Source organism: Geodermatophilus sp. Leaf369 (assembly GCF_001424455.1).
Taxonomy (GTDB): Bacteria; Actinomycetota; Actinomycetes; order Mycobacteriales; family Geodermatophilaceae; genus Klenkia.
On the sequence record NZ_LMQA01000002.1, the window covers coordinates 412,853 to 433,966 of the forward strand.

Here is a 21,114-nt window from a genome sequence, read left to right on the forward strand (position 1 = left end):
AGGGTGGGAGGGCAGGAATCCTGCCCTCCCACCCTCCGCTACAGGCGGGACCAGGCCTCGGTGAGGACGCTGCGCAGGGTCTGCTCGATGAGGTCGAACTCGGCCTGGCCGGCGATGAGCGGCGGGGCGAGCTGGATGACCGGGTCGCCGCGGTCGTCGGCGCGGCAGTAGAGGCCGGCGTCGAAGAGGGCCTGGGAGAGGAACCCGCGGAGCAGCCGCTCGCTCTCGGCGTCGTCGAAGGTCTCCTTGGTGGCCTTGTCCTTGACCATCTCGATCCCGTAGAAGAACCCGTCGCCGCGGACGTCGCCCACGATCGGCAGGTCGGTCAGCTTCTCCAGGGTGCGGCGGAAGTCGTGCTCGGTGTCCAGCACGTGCTGGTTGAGGCCCTCGGCCTCGAACAGGTCCAGGTTGGCCAGGCCCACGGCAGCCGAGACCGGGTGCCCGCCGAAGGTGTAGCCGTGCGGGAAGGAGACGCCGGGCCGCAGGAAGGGCTCCATCACGCGGTCGCTGGCGATCATCGCGCCGATCGGGGAGTAGCCCGAGGTCATCCCCTTGGCGCAGGTGATCATGTCGGGCACGTAGCCGAACTTGGAGCAGGCGAACGTCGTCCCCAGTCGGCCGAAGGCGCAGATGACCTCGTCGCTGACCAGGAGGACGTCGTACTGGTCGCAGATCTCGCGCACCCGGTCGAAGTAGCCGGGCGGGGGCGGGAAGCAGCCGCCGGCGTTCTGCACCGGCTCCAGGAACACCGCGGCCACGGTGTCCGGGCCCTCGAAGAGGATCTGCTGCTCGATCTGGTCGGCGGCCCAGCGGCCGAACGCCTTGGGGTCGTCACCGAAGTAGGGCGCGCGGTAGATGTTGGTGTTGGGCACCCGGAAGGCCCCGGGCACCAGGGGCTCGAAGTCCTGCTTGAGCGCGGGCAGCCCGGTGATGGACAGCGCCCCGGCCGTGGTGCCGTGGTAGGCCACCGCCCGGCTGATCACCTTGTGCTTGGACGGCTTGCCGGTCAGCTTGAAGTACTGCTTGGCCGCCTTCCACGCGGTCTCCACGGCCTCGCCGCCACCGGTGGTGAAGAAGACCCGGTTCAGGTCACCGGGGGCCTCGGCCGCGAGCCGGTGCGACAGCTCGATCGCTGCCGGGTGCGCGTAGGACCACAGCGGGAAGAAGGCCAGCGTCTCGGCCTGCTTCGCGGCCGCCTCGGCCAGCACCCGGCGTCCGTGCCCGGCCTGGACGACGAAGAGCCCGGCCAGCCCGTCGAGGTACTTGCGCCCCCGGTCGTCCCAGATGTAGGCGCCCTCGCCCTTGACGATCACCGGCGGGGGCTGGTGGGCGTAGCCGCCCATCCGGGAGAAGTGCAGCCACAGGTTGTCCATGCTCCCCGGGCCGTACGTGCCGGACTCGGTGACGGGCTGCTCGGTGGTGGTCACGAGGACTCCTCAGGGCTGCGGATCCCGTCGTCCGACGGGCGTTCGACGAGCGAGAGCGTAGCGAGAACAGCCCTCTCCTGACGAGACCGTCCTCAGATGGGCTTGCCGGTCGCCACCCGGTCGACCAGGTCGGCGATGGTGCTCGCCCGGCCGGCCGCGGTGCGCTTGGTGTGCACCCGGTGCAGCACGGCGTACCGGGCCGTCTTCGGCAGCGCGTCGAAGGCGGCTCGGGCGCCCGGGGTGGCAGCCAGGGCCGCGGTCAGGTCCTCGGGTTCGGTCATCGCGGCGGGCCCGGCGTAGGCCTGCTCCCACCGGCCGTCGGCCTGCGCGGCCTCGACCTGGGCCAGGCCGGCCGGGCGCATCCGGCCGGCTGCGGTCAGCGCGGCGACGGTGGCCACGTTCTTGGCCGACCAGATGCTGCGCGGTCGGCGGGGGGTCGTGCGGATCAGGTACCCGGTGTCGTCGAAGCGGTTGCTGCGCCCGTCGATCCAGCCGTGGCAGAGCAGCACCTGGACGAGCTCCTCCCAGGTGACCGAGGGGAAGGCCTTCTTCTTGGCCAGCAGCACCGAGAGGCCCGGGGCGTGCGCGCCGTGCTCGTCGAACCAGGCGTGCGCCTCGTCCATGGTGGCGAAGGAGCGGCGCTCGAACTCGTCGGCCATGCCGTCATGCTGCCGGGCCCACCCCGTTCGGGGAAGCGCGGCGGGCGCGGTAGGCGGCGGCGTGCGTGCGGTTGGCGCAGCTGGCGTCGCAGAACCGGCGGGAGCGGTTGCGGGTCAGGTCGACGAGGGCGGCGCCGCAGCCCTCGGCCTCGCAGCGGCCCAGCCGGTCCAGCTGCTCGGCGCGGACCAGGTCGGCCACCGCCATCGCGGCCTCGACGGCCATCCGGTGCGGCACCGGGGCGTGCGGCTCGGTGGCGTGCACGTGCCAGCCCCAGTCGTCGTGCCGGACCAGCTGCGGCCGGGCCTGCCCCTCGCGCAGCAACCGGTTGACGACGGCGACGACGGCCTCGGTCTCGGCGTCCCACATCTCGCCCAGCTCGGCGCGCAGCGCGTGCACCCCGGCGAGCTCGGCGGCGTCACCGGCCCGGTCGCCGGTGAACTGCCAGGCGTCCAGGAAGGCGGCCAGGGCCGGCGGGTCGGGGAGCAGCTCGGTGCCGGTGCCCGACCCGGAGGCGGTGTTCACCAGCTCGGCGGCCGCGTTCAGCCCGACCTCGGTGTCATGGGCAAAGAGCATGTTGCTCCTGACGTCTGCTACGGTCCGGCACGTCAGGAGTGTACGTCTCAACGGTCCTGACGCGTCTCGAGGAGATCCACCGTGCTGGACCGTCGCGCCGGGCTGACCGGACTGCTGCTCGCCCTGGCCTCGGCCGCCGCCTTCGGCACCTCCGGGGTGTTCGCCACCGCGCTGCTGGACGCCGGGTGGAGCGCCGCGGCCGCCGTCACCGTCCGGGTCGGGCTGGCCGCGCTGGTGCTCACCGTGCCGGCGGTGCTGCAGCTGCGCGGGCGCTGGCACCTGCTGCGCAGCAACGTCGGTTCGGTGCTCGCCTTCGGCCTGCTGGCCGTCGCCGGCTGTCAGCTCGCGTACTTCCTCGCCGTCGGCCGGCTCTCGGTCGGGGTGGCGCTGCTGCTGGAGTACTCCGGCGTCGTCCTGGTCGTGCTGTGGACCTGGCTGCGGCACGGGCAGCGGCCCAGCCCGGTCACCGCCACCGGCGTCGCCGTCGCGGTGGTCGGCCTGGTGCTGGTGCTCGACGTCGTCCGCGGCGCCCAGATCGACCCGCTCGGTGTGGTCTGGGGCCTGCTGGCCGCGGTCGGGCTCGCGTCCTACTTCGTCATCTCCGCGCGCTCGGACGGCGCCCTGCCCCCGCTGGTCAGCGCCTGGGGCGGCCTCGGTGTGGGCGCGGTCGCCCTCGGGCTGGCGGCCGCGGTGGGCCTGGTGCCCTGGCGGACCAGCGCAGCCGACGTCGAGCTCGCCGGCGCGCAGGTCACCTGGCTCGTCCCGGTGCTCGGACTGGCGCTGCTCGCCGCGGCGTTCGCCTACGCGACCGGGGTCGCCGCCATCCGCCGGTTGGGCTCGCGCCTGTCCTCCTTCGTCGGGCTCACCGAGGTGCTCTTCGCCGTCCTGTTCGCCGCCCTGCTGCTGGGCCAGGAGCCCGGCCCGGTGCAGCTGCTCGGCGGGGTCGTCGTCCTGGCCGGGATCGTGCTGGTCCGGGCCGGGGAGCGCCCGGCGGCCGTCGTGGACGTGGACCCGGTGCCGGAGACCGTCGTCCGCTGAGCATCAGGTCGGGATGAAGCGGAACCCGACCTTGAACCTCACCATCAGCCACACCAGGGCCAGCACGACGGCGTGCACGGCGGTGCCCACCCACGGGTTCGTCCGGTCCAGGCCCGGGATGTTGCCGACGGCCAGGGCGAAGAACACGTGCACGATGAAGACGTAGAGGCTGACCTTGCCCAGCGGCGTGTAGAACCAGCCGACGGCGGCGTTCACCGGCTTCCACATCGTGGTCAGCACCGCGTAGGCGACGACGACCACGAGGGCCAGGTCGACCAACCGGCCGACCTGCAGGTCGGTGCGCTGGTAAAAGGTCTCGTAGAGCCCGTCGTAGACGCCCTCCAGTGGTTCCACGTGCAACACCGAGCCCGCCCAGAGGACGACGAGGGTGCCGACGTAGGCGGTCATCAGCACGGTGACCAGCACCTTCCCGCGCACCCGGGACAGCGCGGCGGTGATCTGCCGGCGGTAGTAGCCGACGACCAGGCCGTGGGTGAAGGCGATCTGCCAGACCAGCAGGGGGAACGAGTCCTCGAACTGGGAGGGCAGCACCCGCAGGTCGGTCTGGGCGTGCAGCACGTAGAGGCCCCAGCTGACCGCCAGCACCAGCCACCAGAGCCGGCGCTGCAGCAGCCACACCAGCGGCGGCACCAGCAGCGACAGCAGCACGAACAGGCCCATGATGTTGAAGACCCAGGGGCCCATCTGGAGCAGCAGCAGCTGCTGCACCGCGTACCAGGGCGGCGGGTAGCCCAGCAGCTGACCGGCGTTGGCGTACAGGTCGTAGACCGTGCCCGCCCCGGCGCTGCCGTCGGCGCCGGTGCCCCGGTCGGTGAACGTGGTGATCACCGAGGCGTCGATGAAGGGCACGTACGACAGCACGAACACCAGGACGACGACGCCCAGCGCGGTGAGGTACTGCCGCCCGGCCCGGCGGAACGCGGCCTTCGCCGCCGGCCACGCGCCGGCCCGGCGGACCGCGACCGGGTAGACCATGCCGAGCACGACGCCCGAGAGCAGCACGAACATCTCCGCGCCGGTGATCGCGCCGATGGCGTTGAGCGTGACGTAGGAGAACAGCCCGGCGACCTCGATGTGGGTCACCACGACCGCCACGATGATCCAGCCGCGGAACAGGTCCAGCCGCCGGTCGCGGGGGTCGTGCTCGTCCGGGTACCGCCAGGACGGCAGGAACCGTCCGGCCAGCCCGGAGGCGTAGAAGAGCAGCAGCGCCAGCGCGGCGCAGAAGACGATCCAGCCCATCTCGTCGCCGCCGCCGGTCGTCGTCCGGGCGCGGTCCTGGGCCAGTGCCGTGCCGCCGGACTGCAGGTCCTGCACCGTGGTGACCGCCCCGGTGGTGAACCCGGCGGCGGTGAGGTCGGCGGCGAACGCGGTCGCGAGCTCAGGGGTGGCAGTGGCCCGCCAGTCGACGAGGGCGTCGTCGGCCTCGGCCTCGGGGCGCTCCTGCTCCAGCCACACGACGGCGGCGATCCCGGGGAACTGCGGGGCGGCGGCGAACACCTGGCGCCACCAGCCCTGCTTGACCGCGAGCTCCTGGGCGACGTCCGCGCCCGGGTCGCCGGGGGCGAAGAACGCGCCGGTCTGCACCACCATCGGCAGGTCCTGGCCGGTCACGTAGGTGCCGTAGAAGTCGCGACCGGCGCCGGTGGGCGAACTCCATCCCTCGGTGCCGGACAGCAGCGCCTCGTACTTGCCGGCCGGCGGGACGTCGTTGGCGCCGAAGTCCTGCTGCAGGCCGTAGTGGTAGGCCGACAGCCCCACGGCGTCGACGTACCCGGGGCCGGGCCAGTACGGGGCGTAGGGGTCGTCGGCGTCGGTGACCGCGCCGTCCCCGTCGGTGTCCAGGGCGGACTCCTCGCGCGGGCCGGAGCCCTCGACCTCGCCGCGGGCGGTGCCGAACGGGTAGCCCGCGCCGTAGGCAGGGGCCCAGGTCATCGCGGCGCCCGGCGCGGTGGCGTGCACGACGTCGGCCAGGGTGCGGAAGGCGTCGACGTAGGCGGCGGGCTGCTGGCCCCAGGGGGTCCAGGAGCCGTTCATCTCCGGGGCGAAGCGCACCCAGAACGCGGCGTCGTCGGCCTCGGTCAGCTCGGCGAGCTCGTCGGCCAGCCGCTGGGCGTCGGCCGTCGTCAGGTCGCCGAGGGACTCCGTCGGCTCCAGCGTCAGGACGGCCAGCGCGCCGGTGGTGGTGGCCTGCTCGACGAACTGGCGCAGGTAGAGCTCGTCGTCGTCGGTCAACGGGTAGCGGACGGACTGGGCGAACAGGCTGGGGGACTCCCCGAGCCGGTCGGCGTAGTCGGCGGCGCCGTCGCTGGTCCAGTCCAGCGCCGGGCCGACGTAGGGGGCGCCGGCCGGCGGGGTGAGGGCCTCGCGCGGGGCGGCCCAGGCGGGGGAGACCCCCAGTGCGACGAGGAGCCCGACGAGGACGGCGAGGAGCCCGGCGCGCCTCACCGCGACCGCCGGCGGACCAGGAACCAGCGGTTGGTCGACCCCTCCCGCTCGTAGACCAGCTCGTCGACGGCGGCCCGGGCCAGCGCCAGGCCGCGGCCGTCCTCGGCCAGGGCCAGCACGGCGTCCAGGTCGTCGGGGTCGCCGGACTCGGGCATGGAGGCTGCGTCCAGGTCGACGTGGGCCTCGGCGCCGTCGTCCTCGAAGCGGGCCTCGACCCGGTCGGGCCAGCCGCTGACCCGCAGCACCAGCGTCACCGCGGTGCCCCGGGTGGCGTGCTCGACGATGTTGGCCGCCACCTCGGCGACCGCGGTCTCGAAGTGCATCCGGTCCAGGGCGGGCATGGCGTCGTCGGCCCAGAGGGCGGCGAGCAGCTCGTGCACCTGCTCGAGGCTCTCGGGGCGGGCGCTGACCCGCAGGACGTGCTCGACGCCGTCAGTCGCCATCGAAGGCGCCCGCGACGTCGGGGCGCGGGCGCAGCACGCGGTGCAGGTTGGTCAGTTCCAGCACGGCCTGCACCTGCGGGCCGACCGCGGCCAGCCGCAGGTCACCGCCGGCCTGCCGGGTGGTCTTGAGCCCGGCGATGAGCGCGCCGAGGCCGGAGCTGTCGATGAACTCGGTGCCGGAGAGGTCCACCACGATGCGCGGGTGGCCCTGCTCGACGAGCTGGCTGACCAGCCCGCGGAGCTGGGGTGCGGCGACCATCGTCAGCCGGCCCACGGGGGCGAGCACCCCGATGCCGTCGTCCCGGGTGTGCGTCTGGAAGTCGATCACGAGGGGACCTTCTCTGGGATGGGGGCGGGGGAGAACCCGCGGTAGCGGACGGCGGTGATGACGACGGAGAAGACGGCGAGGTCGTAGACGACCCAGACGAGGTTGGCCCAGGTGCCCAGCGGGGTGGCCTGGCCGACGGCGAGTCGGATCAGCCCGACGACGGCGGCGACCACCAGCAGCACCATCACGGTGAGCTGGGGCTTCACCAGGTGCCAGGGCAGCTCGTCGCCGCCCTGCTTGGTCTTGGGGGTGACGGCGAACCCGAGGCTGCGGCCGCGGTACACGTTGGCCACCGCGGAGGTGACCGAGCGGATCCACACCGGGAACAGGGCCAGGGAGTACTGCTGGCCGCGCCAGGTCGCAGCACCGCGGCCGACGACGAGGAACAGCAGCTGGTTGACCACCAGGAACGGCACCAGCCGGACGAAGAAGTCCGAGCTCAGCGCCTGCACGGGCAGCACGCCGACCAGCAGGTAGACGATCGGGGCGGCGATGTAGACCAGCGCGGCGAAGCCGGCCAGGTAGCTCCACATAGTGGCCGTGTACATCAGCTTCTGGGTGAGCGAGAGCCCCTTCTGGACCAGCGGGTTCTCCCGCAGCATCACCTGCACGGTGCCCTGGGCCCAGCGCAGCCGCTGGGTCAGCATCGTGCCGAGGTCCTCCGGCGCCAGGCCCAGGGCCAGCACCTCGTGGTGGTAGACCGAGCGCCAGCCCAGCCCGTGCAGCCGCATGCAGGTGGCCATGTCCTCGGTGACGGAGATGGTGGCCAGCGGCATCACCGGCTGCGCCTCGTCGTCCCGGTCGACGTCGACCGAGCGGACCAGCGTGCGCACCGTCTCCAGCGCGCCCAGCGGCGACCAGTCCCGGCCGGCCAGCTGACGGAGCGCCGCCGGGTCGATCTCGGCGAGCCCGCCCTCGTCGCCGAGCTCGGCGGTCAGCTCCCGGATGGAGGCCAGGTCGGCCTCCAGGGCCTTGACGTCGGCGGCGACGACCTCGGCCGCGGCGGCGTCCACCCGCTGCTGGAAGGACCAGGTGACGTCGGCGATGGCGTGGCCCAGGGCGAGCTCGTTGCGGGCCTGGCGCAGCGAGAACGCCACGTAGCCCAGCGCCCGGGCCACCACCTTCTGCTCGGGGTCCACCCCGGCCCGGGCCCGCTCGAGCACCGCGCCGGAGGTGCGCAGGCTGCGGTCCAGGCTGACCTCGAGCTCGGTGACGTAGCGGGTGACCCCCAGCTGCATCAGCGCCTCGCGGCGCAGCACCGCGTTCGAGCCGCAGAAGAAGGCCGAGTTCCAGCCGTCCTTGCCCTGCTGGATGGGCCCGTAGAACAGCGGCGCCTGGCTGCCCAGCGGGTCGTTCTCGGGCACGTTGACGAAGTACTGCGGGGTCTGCACCAGGGCGACCCGCTCGTCGGTGAAGTACCCGAGCGTGCGGTCCAGGATGCCCGGCTCGGGCACCTGGTCGGCGTCCAGGATGAGGAGGAACTCCCCGTCGGTGGCCAGCAGCGCGTTGTTCAGGTTGCCGGCCTTGGCGTGCCGGGGCCGGTCGGTCCAGTCCACCGAGCGGGTGATGTACCCGATGCCCTCCGCCTCGACGAGCTCCCGCAGCTCGGGGCGGGCGCCGTCGTCGAGCACCCAGGTCCGGTGCGGGTGGGTGATCGCCACCGAGGCCCGGGCGGTGCGCATGACCAGGTCCAGCGGCTCGTTGTAGGTCGCGATCAGCACGTCGACGGTCGCCTCGGGAGGCGCCGGCGGTGGTTCCCCGCGCTGCCGGTAGCGCCACATCGTCAGCCCGAACAGCAGCGAGTCGATCAGGCTGTAGGTCTCGGCGACCACCAGCGGCACGGCCAGCCACCAGGCCGACCAGTTCACGCTGAACAGCCAGCGCCACACGATGTAGTTCAGCCCCAGCAGGACCGTCAGCAGCACCAGCGTGCGGATGACCACCAACCGGCCGGTCAGCGGGACCGCGCGCTCCCCCCGTGCACGGCCCATCAGACGTCGGGCCGTCGGCGGACCACCAGCGCGGTGACGTCGTCCAGCGGGGCCGAGACCGACGTGAGCGCGCGGACGGCGGCCACGACCGCGGCCGGCTCGGGGTCGCGCCGCACCAGGGCGGCCAGGTCGTCCAGGGAGTCCGTGGTCCCGCCGAAGACGTCGAACAGGCCGTCGCTGAACACCGCGAGGGTGTCCCCGGGCAGCAGCACCAGCTGCCGCTCGGTCCAGGTGGCGTCCCGGTCCAGGCCCAGCGGCAGGTCCCCGCCGGAGAGGTGCTCGGTCGTGCCGTCGGCCCGCGCCACCAGGGAGAGCCCGTGGCCGGCGTCGACGTACCGGAGCACGCCGGTCGCCGGGTCCAGCCGGGCGTGGAAGGCGGTGACGAAGCTGCCGGAGCGGGCGAGGTCGGGCTCGAGGTCGCGGTTGGTCGCGGCGAACACCTCGCCCAGGGAGACCCCGGCCCAGGGCGGTTCGCCGCCCCGGCCGGGCCGGGACTCCGCCGTACGGGCCGCACCGCGGAGCACGGCGCGCACGGTGGCCATCAGGATGGCCGCCCCGGTGCCCTTGCCCATGACGTCGGCGACGGTGAGCGCCAGCCCGCCGGGCACCGGCTCGTGGTCGTAGAGGTCGCCACCGATGGCCTGGGCCGGGATGCACAGCCCGTCGACGTCCCACCCGGGGACGTCCGGGGTCGTGGAGGGCAGCAGGCCCCGCTGCACCTGCTGGGCGCGCTCCATCTCCGCGGAGTGCGCGAGCTCCCGCTGGGCCCACTCGCCGAGCTCGTCGAGCAGGGCCAGCTGGGTGGTGTCCAGCCGTCGGGGGCGGACGTCGAAGAGGCAGAACGTGCCCACGACCTGCCCGGCCGGACCGACCAGCGGGTGGCCGGCGTAGAAGCGGATGTGCGGGGGCCCGGTGACCGCCGGGGTGTCGGCGAACCACGGGTCGTCGAGGGTGTCGGGGACGACGACGGTCTCGGCCAGGCTCACCGTGCGGTCGCAGAAGGAGGCCTGTCTGGGGGCCTCGGGCACGTCCATCCCGGCGCAGGACTTGAACCAGAGCCGGTCGTGGTCGACCAGGGTGACCGTCGCGATCGGCACCCCGAAGACCCGCTGGGCGATCCGGGTGATCCGGTCGAAGCGCTCCTCGGCGGGGGTGCCGATCAGCTGGAGGGCGTCGACCGCCCGCTGACGCAGGAGCTCGGGGTCCAGGTGGTGGACCACGTCGGTGGTGGTCATGCGTGCTGCCCCGATCGGAGGTCCAGTGCGGTGGTCAGGGCGCGTGCGGACGCCGGGGAGCTGGCGATCCGCCAGTCGGTCTCCTTGGCGTGGTCGAACCAGACGACGGCCGCGACGTCACGTTGGGCGTCCAGCCACGTGACCAGGTCGCGGATCCAGGCGGCCTTGTCCCCGCCGGCCTCCGCGGAGGCGACCTCGCCGATCACCACCGGCTTCCCGGGGGCGAGGGCGCGCAGCTCGGCGAGGCTGCCGGCGAAGACGGTCTGCGGCGACTGCCAGGAGCTCCAGGACTGGGAGGTGCCCCAGTTGTAGCCGTCCAGACCGACCACGTCGACGACGTCGGCGCCGGGCCAGGTGGCCGCCATCGGCGACGAGCCGGGGTAGGAGACGTTGGGGTTCCAGACGAACTGGACGTTGCCGGCGCCGGCCTGGTCGAACCGCTGGACGACGTGCCGCCAGGCGGCCGTGTAGTCCGCCGCCGTGGTGCCGCCGCCGACCGACCACGGGTACCAGTCGCCGTTCTGCTCGTGCGCGAAGCGCAGGTAGACCGTCCCGCCCCAGCGGCGGAGGGAGTCGGCCCAGGTGCGCAGGTAGGCGTCGTGGGTGCCGGCGGCGATGCTCGACATCGAGAACCGGGCGCGGTCGGCCGAGCCCCAGGTCCAGGGCTCCCAGGTGACCACCGGGTCGGCGCCCCGGGCGCGGACGGCGTCCAGGCCGGCCAGCGGGGGCGCGGTGGTGAAGTCGGCGTAGGAGAGGACAACGCTGGGGCGCTCGCCGGCGGCGGTGGCACTGGCGTCCAGCTCTGCCGATGCGGTGGGGCCACCGGGGACGCTGACCCCGAAGCGCAGCGCCGTGGTCCGCCCGGTCGGGGCGGGAGCGGCGGCCGCGGGACGGGCGGCGGTGCCGGTCGCCTCGGCCGGCTTCCGCGACGGCGCCGCGACCGCCGGCGTGGCCCCGACCAGGGCCAGCAGGCCGGCCACGAGGAGTGCGGCGAGGAGACCAGGGATGCGGAACGTCACCATTCCGGCATCGACTGGATCGGATCTCGACTTGAGCCCCCGTCCGGGCGACGTCTCCCTCGTCGTGGTGAGTCCGCCGGCGACCGACTGTCACCACGGGCCGGCACGGCCGAAACCGGTTGCCCCACCGGCCAGGGTGGAGCCGTGGACACCCCGACCTGGCCTCCGGCGGACGTGCGGTTGCACGTGGACGGGCTGGTCCTCCAGCTCCCCGACGAGGCCCGGCTGACCGAGCTCGGCGCGCTGGCGGCAGCCGGGGTGCACGGCGAGGACGAGATGCCCTTCACCCAGCCGTGGACGGTGGGCACCGGCGCCGACCGGGCCCGCCGGACGGTGCAGTACCACTGGCAGGTGCGGGGGGCCTGGACCCCGCAACGGTGGTGCTGGCCGGTGGTCGCGCTGCAGGACGGCGTCGTCGTCGGCATGCAGGAGCTGTCCGCGCAGGACCTGCCGGTGCTGCGCGAGGTCGCGACCGGCTCGTGGGTCGGCCGGGAGCACCAGGGTCGCGGCATCGGCACCCGGATGCGGGCCGCGGTGCTGTCCTTCGCCCTCGGCACGCTGGGCGCCGAGCACGCCACCACCGAGGCCTTCGAGGACAACGCGGCCTCGATCGCCGTCACCCGACGGCTGGGGTACCGCCCGGACGGTGAGGACCGGCTGGTGCGGCAGGGCCGCCCGGCCCGGTCGCTGTGATTCCGGCTGCGCGCCGAGGGCTTCTCCAGCCCCTGGCCGGTCCGTGTGGAGGGCTGGTCGGCGGCCTGTGCAACGGCGTTCGGGCTGGTGGGAGAGGCGTGAGCCGGGCGACTCCGGGCTCCGGGGGCCCCCCAGCAGGGGTGCGAGCGCCTATCGTGGGGCGCATGACGGGCAGCTCAGACACGACCACCCACGCCGCGGTGCGCGCCATCCGGCTCGCCGACGTCGAGCGTCAGGCGGCGCAGTCGGCAGCCCGCGACGCCCAGCGGCGGTGGGAGGCGGCCCTCGTCGCCGCCGTCGAGGCGGGCCACGCCCCCTCCGCCGTCGCCCGCGAGGCCGGGGTGACCCGCAACCGGGTCTCCCAGCTCGTGTCGGCGCACCGCACCGCGGTGGAGCAGGCCGCTGCGGCCCCGCGCCGCGGACCGCGGATCGTGCCCAGCCCGCTCAGCTGATCCGAGGTGGGGATGTGACGTCAGGGTCACAGGCCCGACGAGCGTAAACAGCGTTTGCATCTGCCTCGGCAGGGCTATCTTGGTCAGGGACGACGACCTCCGACTGCCCCGGCGATCCCTTCGCCCGCTCCGGTCGGTCACGACTGAGAGGCCCCACCGTGCCTGACAACCTCCGCGGTTCCCGGATGGGGACCACCAGCCTCGAGTCCGTTCGCGGGGCCGTGCTCGCCGAGACCATGACCCACACGTACGAGTGCCCCCTGGGTCACGACGTGCGGGTCACCTTCGCCGCCGACGCGGTTCCGCCGAACGCCTGGGCCTGCCCCAACCACGGCCAGACCTCGATCCTCGTGGTCACCCCCGACACCCCGGTCGCCCCGGTGCTGGCCGACGGCGAGGCCCCGCCGACCCGGGGACGCGCCCGGAAGACCGGCCCGCCGCGGGTGAGCAAGACCCCGTGGGAGATGCTGCTGGAGCGCCGCGAGATCAAGGACCTCGACGAGCTCCTCAGCGAGCGCCTCGACGTGCTGAAGGCGCGGCGCACCCGCCAGTGAGGTAGTCAGGGGTGGTGAGCGCACCCCTGATCGCCGCCCTGGGCGACCGAGTCCCCGCCGTCGACGAGACCGCCTTCGTCGCCCCCACCGCCGTGGTGCTGGGCAGCGTGACCCTGGGCCCGAGGTCCTCGGTCTGGTACGGCGCGATCGTGCGGGCCGACGCCGAGACGATCTCGATCGGCGCCGACTCCAACGTGCAGGACGGCTCCACCCTGCACAGCGACCCCGGCTTCCCCCTCGTCCTCGGCGACCGGGTCACCGTGGGCCACCGGGTGGTGCTGCACGGCGCCCGGATCGACGACGACGTGCTGGTCGGCATGGGCGCGGTGGTTATGAACGGGGCCCACGTGGGCTCCGGGTCGATCGTCGCCGCCGGTGCCGTCGTCACCGAGAACGCCGTCGTCCCGCCCGGCTCGCTGGTCGCCGGGGTGCCGGCGAAAGTGGTCAAGGAGCTCGGCGAGGCCGCAGTCGGCCCCATCCGCGCCAACGCCACCAGCTACACCGACCGCCTCGACCAGCACCGCGCCCTCCGCCCCCTCTGACGAGCTCCCCCCATCGCAAGAAGCGCCCTTTTTGGGGTGCCCCTCATCGCAAGAAGCGCCCTTTCTGGGACAGGGCTCCGGGGCGGTGCCTGTGGACAACCCGGTCCGGGGGCTCCTCGCCGCGACAGGGTGGGGGCGTGTCCAGTCACGTGCGCCTCAACGAGGGCGTGTTCATCGGCAGTCACGCCGTCGCCGCCGGGCTCGTCCGACCCGAGGACCTGCGGCGGCGTCACCGCCGGGTGGTCCAGGGGGTCTACGCCACCCGGGGTCTCCCGTTCGACCACGACACCCGGTGCCTGGGGACGGCGCTGGTGCTCCCCGCCGGCTACGCCATCGGCGGGCTGTCGGCCGTCGGCTGGTACGCCGCGCCCCTGCTCGGTCCGGTCGACCCGGTCGTGGCCGTGGGTCCGGGCGGGGCCACCTGGCGCGGCCCGAGAGAGGTCCGGGTCCATCGCAGTGACGTGACGGACGACGACGTCCTCGTCGACCGGCGGGGAGTCCCGGTCACCGGCCCGTGGCGCACTGCCTGGGACGTCGCGGCGATGGAGTCCCTCCCCACCGCTGTCGCCGCGCTCGACCGGCTGGCCCACGAAGGTGTCCTGGACCTGGGGGAGTTCGCGGCGTGGGTCCAGGACCGGCGCGGGAAGTGGCGCGTCACCCAGGTCAGGCGGGCGGTGGAGCTGGCGGACGCGCGGGCGGAGTCGCCGGAGGAGTCCCGGGTCAGGGTCGCGCTGGTGCGCGCCGGGCTCCTGCCCGAGGTGCAGGTCGAGGTGTTCGACGACCAGCGGGCCTTCATCGCCCGGGTGGACCTGGCGTTCCCCGAGCTGAAGATCGCCATCGAGTACGACGGGGCGCACCACTTCACCGACCAGCAGGTCCCCCGGGACAACGTCCGCCTCGCCCGGCTGCGCGCGGCCGGGTGGGTGGTGCTGCGGCTGGCGAACGCCGACCTCTACGACATGGACGACGTCGTCCGTCGCGTTCAGGCCCTGGTCGGACAGCGCACAGCATGACGACCCCAGAAAGGGCGCTTCTCGCGGGGTGAGGGACCCCAGAAAGGGCGCTTCTTGCGGAGGGGCTAGGAGAGCTCGGCGGCGACGAGGGGGGTGAGGGTGAGGTGCGGCTTGTTCTGCTCCAGGGCCCGCAGTGACCACTTGTCGGTGAACAGGGCCAGCAGCTCGCCGTCGGGGCGGGTCATGACCTCGGCACCCCGGGCACGGCTGATCTCCTCGGCCGACTCGGCGTCGGTGGCGCGGGCCAGCGAGTAGGGCAGGTTCTCCAGGCTCACCTTGGCGCCGAACTCGTGCTCCATCCGGTGCTGGGCGACCTCGAACTGCATCGGTCCGACGACGGCGAGCACGGGGGCGCCGTCCCCGCGGCGCTCGCTGATGAGCACCTGGACGACGCCCTCACCGGCCAGGGTGTCCATCCCCTTGCGGAAGGCCTTGTACTTGCTGGTGTCGGCCACCCGGGCGACGGCGAAGTGCTCGGGGGCGAACGTGGTGATCGGCGGGTAGACCACGGGGGAGTCGACGTAGAGGGTGTCGCCCACCCCGAGGGCCTGGGCGTTCACCAGCCCCACGACGTCACCGGGGTAGGCGGTCTCGATGGTCTCGCGGTCGCGCCCGAACACCTGCTGGGCGTACTTCGTGGCGAAGGGCCGGTTGTTGGCGGCGTTGGTGACCACCATGCCGCGCTCGAACACCCCGGTGCACACCCGCATGTAGGCCAGCCGGTCGCGGTGCCCGGTGTCCATGCCGGCCTGCACCTTGAACACGAAGGCGCTGAACGGGTCGTCGATGGCGCGCGGCTTGCCGTCGACGTCGGGCCGGTCCCCGGGCGGCGGGGCCAGGTCGACCAGGGTGTCGAGCAGGGCGGCGACGCCGAAGTTCGAGACCGCGGAGGCGAACAGCACCGGGGTGGTGGCGCCGGCGAGGAAGAGCTCCTGGTCGTGGTCGGCGCCGGTCTCGCCGAGCAGCTCGGCCTCCTCGACCGCCGTGGTCCAGGCGTCGCCCTCCTGGGCCAGGGCCGCGTCGGCGGTCATGACCTGCTCGGGGGCGATGGTGGCGCCGCCGGCGGTGCGGGTGAAGTGCCGGTAGGAGCCGTCCCGGCGGTCCAGCACCCCGCGGAAGTCCCCGGCGATGCCGACCGGCCAGGTCAGCGGGGTGGGCTGCAGGCCGGTGCGGTCGGCGATCTCGTCCATCAGCGCGAGGGCCTCGTTGCCGGGGCGGTCCCACTTGTTGACCACGGTGATGATCGGGATGCCGCGGTGCCGGCAGACCGCGAACAGCTTCATGGTCTGGGTCTCCAGGCCCTTGGCCGCGTCGACCAGCATCACCGCGGCGTCCACGGCGGTGAGCACCCGGTAGGTGTCCTCGGAGAAGTCGGCGTGCCCGGGGGTGTCGACCAGGTTGACCACGGCGTCGCGGTAGGCGAACTGCAGCGCGGCCGAGGTGATGGAGATGCCGCGGGCCTTCTCCATGTCCATCCAGTCCGACACGGTGGCGCCACGGCCGGCCTTGCCGTGCACCGCGCCGGCGCGGCCGATCACGTGGGCGTGCAGGGCCAGGGCCTCGGTGAGCGTGGACTTGCCCGCGTCGGGGTGGCTGATGACGGCGAAGGTGCGCCGGCGCGCGGCCTCGGTGGCGGCGGTGCTCACGGTGCTCCTGTCCTCACCGGCGTACCCGCGGACGGGGGCGGTGCTGGGTCGTGCGGGTGGCCCGGCGACGCGGGGGACCCCCCGAGTCTACGGCGGTCGGCGCGGGCCCCGGTCCGTGCGCGGGGCGGTGACCGCCGGTGCCGGCCGGTCACGTTCTGGTGACGTCCGTCGCGTTCTCCGGGAATGGTCGGGGAGTCCCGGGTCGTCGTGTCGACTCCGGGGTCGGGTGACCATTCCGGGGTCCTCGACGTGTCGACCCGGCCAGCGTGGTGACCGGCCCGCTCGCGGGGCCCGGGAACGGGCCTCCTGCTGGGGAAACGGTGCTGGTGCAGGGCTCGGGTCGACCTGGGGCGGGTGATGACCGTGGGGCTCCTGAGGCTGCCGGGACCGGTCGTCGGCCATTCTCAGAATGGTCGTCGCGAGGGCCGAGGAATGGTCCCGGAACGGGTTCGGCACTTCGGGTTGAGAGTGCGCACCGGACGCCGTAACCGCCTCCGACAGCGGAGCACGTCCGTCGTCGCACGAACAGACGAGGGCGGTGACGCGTGGACGGCATGGACGACATCGTCGAGGACTTCCTCGTGGAGAGCCACGAGAACCTGGACCAGCTGGACCGCGACCTGGTGGCCCTCGAGCAGGACCCCGGCTCCCGCGAGCAGCTGTCCAGCATCTTCCGGACCATCCACACCATCAAGGGCACCAGCGGCTTCCTCGCCTTCGGCAAGCTGGAGGAGGTCACCCACGTCGGGGAGAACATGCTGTCCCGGCTGCGCGACGGGGTCCTGGAGCTGACCCCGCACCGCACCGACGCGCTGCTGACGATGGTCGACACCGTCCGGGCGCTGCTGGGTTCGATCGAGACCACCGGCAGCGAGGGTGCGGTCGACGTCGCCCCGGCCGTGGCCGCGATCGTCGCCTCGATGGAGGCCGTGCCGGTCGCCGTGGGCGTCGCCCCGGCACCGGTCGAGGCCACGGTCGGGACGACGGCCGAGGCGACCGCCGTGCTCGCCGAGGCCGCCGAGGTGGTGGACGCCGTCCCCGTCCGGCACACCGACGTGGTCGCCCCCGTGCCCCCGGCCGTCGAGGAGCACCACGAGGAGCCGGTCCCCGGTCGCCGGGCCGTCGCCGACGCCACCATCCGGGTCGACGTCGACCTGCTCGACGCGCTGATGCAGCTGGTCGGCGAGCTGGTGCTGACCCGCAACCAGATCGTGCAGTACGTCTCCCGGCAGTCCGACACCGACCTCGTGCGGGCCGGCCAGCGGCTGAACCTGATCGCCAGCGAGCTGCAGGAGGGCGTCATGAAGACGCGCATGCAGCCCATCGACCACATCTGGTCCAAGCTGCCCCGTGTCGTCCGCGACCTGGGCCAGCAGTGCGGCAAGTCGGTCACCCTCGCGATGGAGGGCGCCGAGACCGAGCTGGACAAGACGCTCCTGGAGGCGGTCAAGGACCCGCTGACCCACCTGGTCCGCAACTCCGTCGACCACGGCATCGAGACCCCGGAGGCGCGGCTCGCCGCCGGCAAGCGGCCCGACGGCGTGCTGAGCCTGCGGGCCCGACACGAGTCCGGCCAGGTCGTGGTGGAGGTCGCCGACGACGGCGCCGGAATCGACCCCGTCCGGGTCGGGGCCAAGGCCGTCGAACGCGGTCTGGTCACCGCCGAGGCGCTGGCCCGGATGAGCCAGGCCGACGTGCTGCAGCTCGTCTTCGCCCCCGGGTTCTCCACCGCAGCCGCGGTCACCAACGTGTCCGGCCGCGGGGTCGGCATGGACGTGGTCAAGACCAACATCGAGGCCATCGGCGGCACGATCGAAATCGAGTCCGAGGCCGGCCGGGGCACCTGCACCCGGCTGCGCATCCCGCTGACCCTGGCGATCGTGCCGGCGCTGACCGTGGAGTGCGCCGGCGACCGCTACGCGATCCCGCAGGTCAGCCTGCAGGAGCTGGTCAGCCTGGACGCCGAGAAGGCGGCCAGCGCGGTCGAGGAGATCGGCGGTGCCCGGGTCTACCGGCTGCGCGGGGAGCTGCTGCCGCTGGTGCAGCTGGCCGACGTGTTCGGGCTGACGTCCGACCGGCACGACGGGCACGTGGTCATCGCCGTCCTGCGGTCCGAGGGCCGCCGCTTCGGCCTGGTCGTGGACCGGGTCGTCAACACCGAGGAGATCGTCGTGAAGGCAGTCGGTGCCCAGCTGAAGTCCATCGGGCTGTACTCCGGGGCGACCGTCCTGGGCGACGGCACGGTGGCGCTCATCCTCGACGTGCAGGCCCTGGCCCGGCGGGCGCTGCGGGCCGAGAGCGCGGAACGGGCCGAGCAGCGCGCCCAGGCGCAGGCCCACGACCGGGCCGCCGGGCCGGTCGAGCGGCAGCGGATGCTGCTGGCCACCATCGGCGGCGGACGACGGGTCGCCATCCCCCTGGACACCGTCACCCGGCTGGAGCAGCTGCCCGCGGCCGGTGTCGAGCGGGTCGGTTCGCGCGAGGTGGTCCAGTACCGCGGCGCGATCCTGCCGATCGTGCGGCTGGACCGTCTCCTGGGCGCCTCCTCCTGCGACAGCCCCTCGCGCGACGTCCTCGAGGTGATCGTCTACGCCGACCACGACCGGTCCGTCGCCATCGTGGTGGAGCAGATCCTGGACATCGTCGACGACGCCGAGGCGCTGCACTCCGACATCGACGACCACGGCCTGCTGGGCTCGGCGGTGTTCGGCGACAAGGTCACCGAGCTGCTCGACGTCCGGGCCGCCATCCTCGCCGCCGACCCGTCCTTCTACGCCTTCGAGGGCACCGAGCACGCCGACGGCGTCCCGACCGGTCTGCTGGCGGTCTGAGATGAGCGCACCCACCACCAGCCGCACGACCCAGCTGGCCACCTTCTGGCTGGACGGCGACCTCTACGGCGTCGAGGTGGCCCACGTCCAGGAGGTGCTCCGGGCGCAGAAGCTCACCCGGGTGCCGCTGGCCCCACCGGCGGTCGCCGGGCTGATCAACCTGCGCGGCCAGGTGGTCACCGCCATCGAGCTGCGCGAGCGGCTCGGCCGTCCGGCCCGCCCGGCGGGCGCGGACTCGGTCGTGATCGTCGTCCGGATGCACGGGGAGGCCGTCAGCTTCCTCGTCGACGGCATCGCCGACGTCGTGCACGTGGACGCCGTGGACTTCGAACAGCCGCCGGACACCCTGGACGGCCGTGCCCGCGAGCTCATCCGCGGCGCCTACAAGCTCGACGGCCGGCTGCTGCTCGCCCTCGACGTCGCCCGCGCCGTCGCAGCCTGACCCGCTCCCCCTCCCCAGCACCCTCCCCCGCTCCGTCCCCCGACTCCTGAGGAGCGCTCCCGCATGCCCACGTCCAGCACGTCCACACCGCAGCCGTCCACCCGGGCCTGGTGGGGGGACCGCAGCCTGCGGACGAAGGTCCTCACCGCGGTCGCCGCCGGCGCGGTCGCCTCGGTGGCCATCGGCGTCGTCGGCATCACCGCGACCGGCTCGGCGGCCGACGCCGGGCAGGAGGTCTACGCGTCGAACCTGATGAGCGTCTCCCAGCTGGCCGCCGTCGACGGCACCCTCAGCGACCTGCGGATCGCCTCGCGGAACGCCGTGCTGGCACCGGAGGCCGAGACCGACGCGGTGCTGGCGGAGATCGCGCAGCTGCAGGACCGGTACACCGAGGAGATGGCCACCTACGCGGTGGACCTGTCCGCCGAGCAGCAGGGACTGGTCGACGGGGCCGACGAGGCCGTCGCCCGGTGGGGGGACTTCTTCGACACCACCCTGGCCCCGCTCGCGGCGGCGAAGGACACCACCGGCTGGTACGCCGCGAACAGCGAGAACCTGCTGCTGACCGAGGCAGCCGAGGCGCTGGGCGAGCTCACCGCGAGCGAGCAGGCCGACGCGGCCGCGGCTGCGGCGGCCGCCCAGGACGCCGCCGGCACCGCCCTGACGACGACGCTCGTGGTGCTCGTGGCCGGGGTCCTGGCGGCGGTCGCGATCGGCTGGTTCGTCGCCACCACGATCGCCCGCGGTCTGCGCCGGGTGCAGGTCACCGCCGACGCCCTCGCCGCCGGGGACCTGACGGCCACGTCGGACCTGACCACCGACGACGAGCTCGGCCGGATGGGCCGGGCCCTGGACACCGCGACCGGCACGCTGCGGACGTTGATGGCCACGGTCGTCTCCTCCGCCGACGCGGTCGCGGCCTCGAGTGAGGAGCTGTCGGCGTCGTCGGCGCAGATCTCGGCGTCGGCGGAGGAGACCTCCGTGCAGTCCGGGGTGGTGTCCGGTGCCGCCGACGAGGTGTCCCGCAGCGTGGCCACGGTCGCGGCGGGGGCCGAGCAGATGTCGGCCTCCATCCGGGAGATCACCCAGTCGGCGAACGAGGCGGCCCGGGTGGCCGCCGGTGCGGTGACCGAGGCCGAGGCGACGAACGCGACGATCACCAAGCTGGGCGTCTCCTCCAAGGAGATCGGTGACGTGGTCAAGGTGATCACGAGCATCGCCGAGCAGACCAACCTGCTGGCGCTGAACGCGACGATCGAGGCGGCGCGGGCCGGGGAGGCCGGCAAGGGGTTCGCCGTCGTGGCCAACGAGGTCAAGGAGCTGGCGCAGGAGACCGCGCGGGCGACCGAGGACATCGCCCGCCGGGTGGAGGCGATCCAGGCCGACACCGGCGGGGCGGTGCGCGGGCGACCGAGGACATCGCCCGCCGGGTGGAGGCGATCCAGGCCGACACCGGCGGGGCGGTGGCGGCGATCGGGCGGATCGGTGCGGTCATCGGCCAGATCAACGACCACCAGCTGACCATCGCCAGTGCGGTGGAGGAGCAGACGGCGACGACGAACGAGATGTCGCGCTCGGTGGCCGAGGCCGCCGGCGGGTCGACCGAGATCGCCGCGAACATCACCGGCGTCTCCACCGCCGCGAGCTCGACGACCCAGGCGCTCGGTCAGACCCGGGTGGCCGTCGACGAGCTGTCCCGGATGGCCGCCGACCTGCGCACCACCGTCGGCCGCTTCACCTACTGACCACCCCGGGCGG

Annotated in this window: 20 protein-coding genes; 10 read left to right on the plus strand and 10 right to left on the minus strand. The window is 73.6% G+C overall.

The features are described from left to right. Positions 1-38 precede the first annotated feature (38 nt). The 3 genes from ASG36_RS10830 to ASG36_RS10840 form a co-directional block, all read right to left on the minus strand. Positions 39-1,427, minus strand: a complete 1,389-nt coding sequence (locus tag ASG36_RS10830; protein ID WP_235494855.1) for an aspartate aminotransferase family protein — start codon at positions 1,425-1,427, stop codon at positions 39-41. Between the two features lie 92 nt (positions 1,428-1,519). Then, positions 1,520-2,086 (minus strand): YdeI family protein, encoded by a 567-nt coding sequence (locus ASG36_RS10835; protein WP_055763644.1) that lies wholly within the window; start codon positions 2,084-2,086, stop codon positions 1,520-1,522. Positions 2,087-2,090: 4 nt separating this feature from the next. Next, entirely contained in the window at positions 2,091-2,660 is a 570-nt protein-coding gene (locus ASG36_RS10840) for an ABATE domain-containing protein (RefSeq protein WP_055763646.1), read from the minus strand. 81 nt (positions 2,661-2,741) lie between these two features. Between ASG36_RS10840 and ASG36_RS10845 the strand changes: the two genes are divergently transcribed. Beyond that, entirely contained in the window at positions 2,742-3,698 is a 957-nt protein-coding gene (locus tag ASG36_RS10845) for an EamA family transporter (protein ID WP_055763648.1), read from the plus strand. A gap of 3 nt (positions 3,699-3,701) precedes the next feature. On the opposite strand, the gene opgC is transcribed toward ASG36_RS10845, so the two are convergent. From opgC to ASG36_RS10875, 6 genes are read right to left on the minus strand one after another with little or no spacing between them, the layout of a single operon-like run. Further along, positions 3,702-6,167, minus strand: a complete 2,466-nt coding sequence (gene opgC, locus ASG36_RS23005; RefSeq protein ID WP_055763650.1) for an OpgC domain-containing protein — start codon at positions 6,165-6,167, stop codon at positions 3,702-3,704. Continuing rightward, positions 6,164-6,610 carry an ATP-binding protein gene (locus ASG36_RS10855; protein ID WP_055763652.1) on the minus strand — a complete coding sequence of 149 codons (447 nt, stop codon included), beginning with the start codon at positions 6,608-6,610 and terminating at the stop codon, positions 6,164-6,166. The genes opgC and ASG36_RS10855 overlap by 4 nt, the downstream gene beginning before the upstream one ends. After that, entirely contained in the window at positions 6,600-6,938 is a 339-nt protein-coding gene (locus ASG36_RS10860; RefSeq protein ID WP_055763654.1) for an STAS domain-containing protein, read from the minus strand. The genes ASG36_RS10855 and ASG36_RS10860 overlap by 11 nt, the downstream gene beginning before the upstream one ends. Further along, a complete protein-coding gene (locus ASG36_RS10865) occupies positions 6,935-8,929 on the minus strand; it encodes a glycosyltransferase (protein WP_055763656.1) in 1,995 nt (664 codons plus the stop codon). Before ASG36_RS10865 ends, ASG36_RS10860 begins: the two co-directional genes overlap by 4 nt. After that, positions 8,929-10,164, minus strand: coding sequence for a PP2C family protein-serine/threonine phosphatase (locus tag ASG36_RS10870; protein WP_055763658.1), 1,236 nt, complete (start codon positions 10,162-10,164; stop codon positions 8,929-8,931). Before ASG36_RS10870 ends, ASG36_RS10865 begins: the two co-directional genes overlap by 1 nt. Continuing rightward, on the minus strand, positions 10,161-11,183 hold the full coding sequence (locus ASG36_RS10875; protein WP_200944434.1) for a glycoside hydrolase family 26 protein: 1,023 nt from the start codon (positions 11,181-11,183) through the stop codon (positions 10,161-10,163). The genes ASG36_RS10870 and ASG36_RS10875 overlap by 4 nt, the downstream gene beginning before the upstream one ends. A 144-nt stretch (positions 11,184-11,327) precedes the next feature. Here ASG36_RS10875 and ASG36_RS10880 point away from each other — a divergent pair, with 144 nt between their 5' ends. The 5 genes from ASG36_RS10880 to ASG36_RS10900 all read left to right on the plus strand — a co-directional run bounded on the left by ASG36_RS10880 (position 11,328) and on the right by ASG36_RS10900 (position 14,437). After that, complete coding sequence (locus tag ASG36_RS10880; RefSeq protein ID WP_082523014.1) at positions 11,328-11,876, plus strand: GNAT family N-acetyltransferase; 549 nt, start codon at positions 11,328-11,330, stop codon at positions 11,874-11,876. 164 nt (positions 11,877-12,040) lie between these two features. Continuing rightward, positions 12,041-12,328 (plus strand): hypothetical protein, encoded by a 288-nt coding sequence (locus ASG36_RS10885; protein ID WP_055763662.1) that lies wholly within the window; start codon positions 12,041-12,043, stop codon positions 12,326-12,328. 158 nt (positions 12,329-12,486) lie between these two features. Continuing rightward, positions 12,487-12,882, plus strand: coding sequence for an RNA polymerase-binding protein RbpA (locus ASG36_RS10890; protein WP_082523015.1), 396 nt, complete (start codon positions 12,487-12,489; stop codon positions 12,880-12,882). Between the two features lie 14 nt (positions 12,883-12,896). Next, positions 12,897-13,424, plus strand: coding sequence for a gamma carbonic anhydrase family protein (locus tag ASG36_RS10895; RefSeq protein WP_082523119.1), 528 nt, complete (start codon positions 12,897-12,899; stop codon positions 13,422-13,424). A 137-nt stretch (positions 13,425-13,561) separates the two neighbouring features. Further along, positions 13,562-14,437 carry an endonuclease domain-containing protein gene (locus ASG36_RS10900; RefSeq protein WP_157498764.1) on the plus strand — a complete coding sequence of 292 codons (876 nt, stop codon included), beginning with the start codon at positions 13,562-13,564 and terminating at the stop codon, positions 14,435-14,437. Positions 14,438-14,502: 65 nt separating this feature from the next. Here the strand turns inward: ASG36_RS10900 and ASG36_RS10905 are convergent, their stop codons facing one another. After that, on the minus strand, positions 14,503-16,083 hold the full coding sequence (locus tag ASG36_RS10905) for a peptide chain release factor 3 (RefSeq protein ID WP_055763670.1): 1,581 nt from the start codon (positions 16,081-16,083) through the stop codon (positions 14,503-14,505). A 554-nt stretch (positions 16,084-16,637) separates the two neighbouring features. Between ASG36_RS10905 and ASG36_RS10910 the strand changes: the two genes are divergently transcribed. The 4 genes from ASG36_RS10910 to ASG36_RS22635 all read left to right on the plus strand — a co-directional run bounded on the left by ASG36_RS10910 (position 16,638) and on the right by ASG36_RS22635 (position 21,101). Continuing rightward, the gene (locus ASG36_RS10910; protein ID WP_235494857.1) at positions 16,638-18,914 is read left to right on the plus strand and encodes a chemotaxis protein CheA; all 2,277 of its coding nucleotides are present in this window, start codon (positions 16,638-16,640) and stop codon (positions 18,912-18,914) included. A 1-nt stretch (position 18,915) separates the two neighbouring features. Further along, a complete protein-coding gene (locus ASG36_RS10915; protein WP_055763674.1) occupies positions 18,916-19,356 on the plus strand; it encodes a chemotaxis protein CheW in 441 nt (146 codons plus the stop codon). Positions 19,357-19,419: 63 nt separating this feature from the next. Next, positions 19,420-20,877: a methyl-accepting chemotaxis protein gene (locus ASG36_RS10920; protein ID WP_235494859.1), complete on the plus strand. Its 1,458-nt coding sequence runs from the start codon at positions 19,420-19,422 to the stop codon at positions 20,875-20,877. Then, positions 20,820-21,101, plus strand: a complete 282-nt coding sequence (locus ASG36_RS22635) for a methyl-accepting chemotaxis protein (protein ID WP_235494861.1) — start codon at positions 20,820-20,822, stop codon at positions 21,099-21,101. Before ASG36_RS10920 ends, ASG36_RS22635 begins: the two co-directional genes overlap by 58 nt. Positions 21,102-21,114 lie beyond the last annotated feature (13 nt).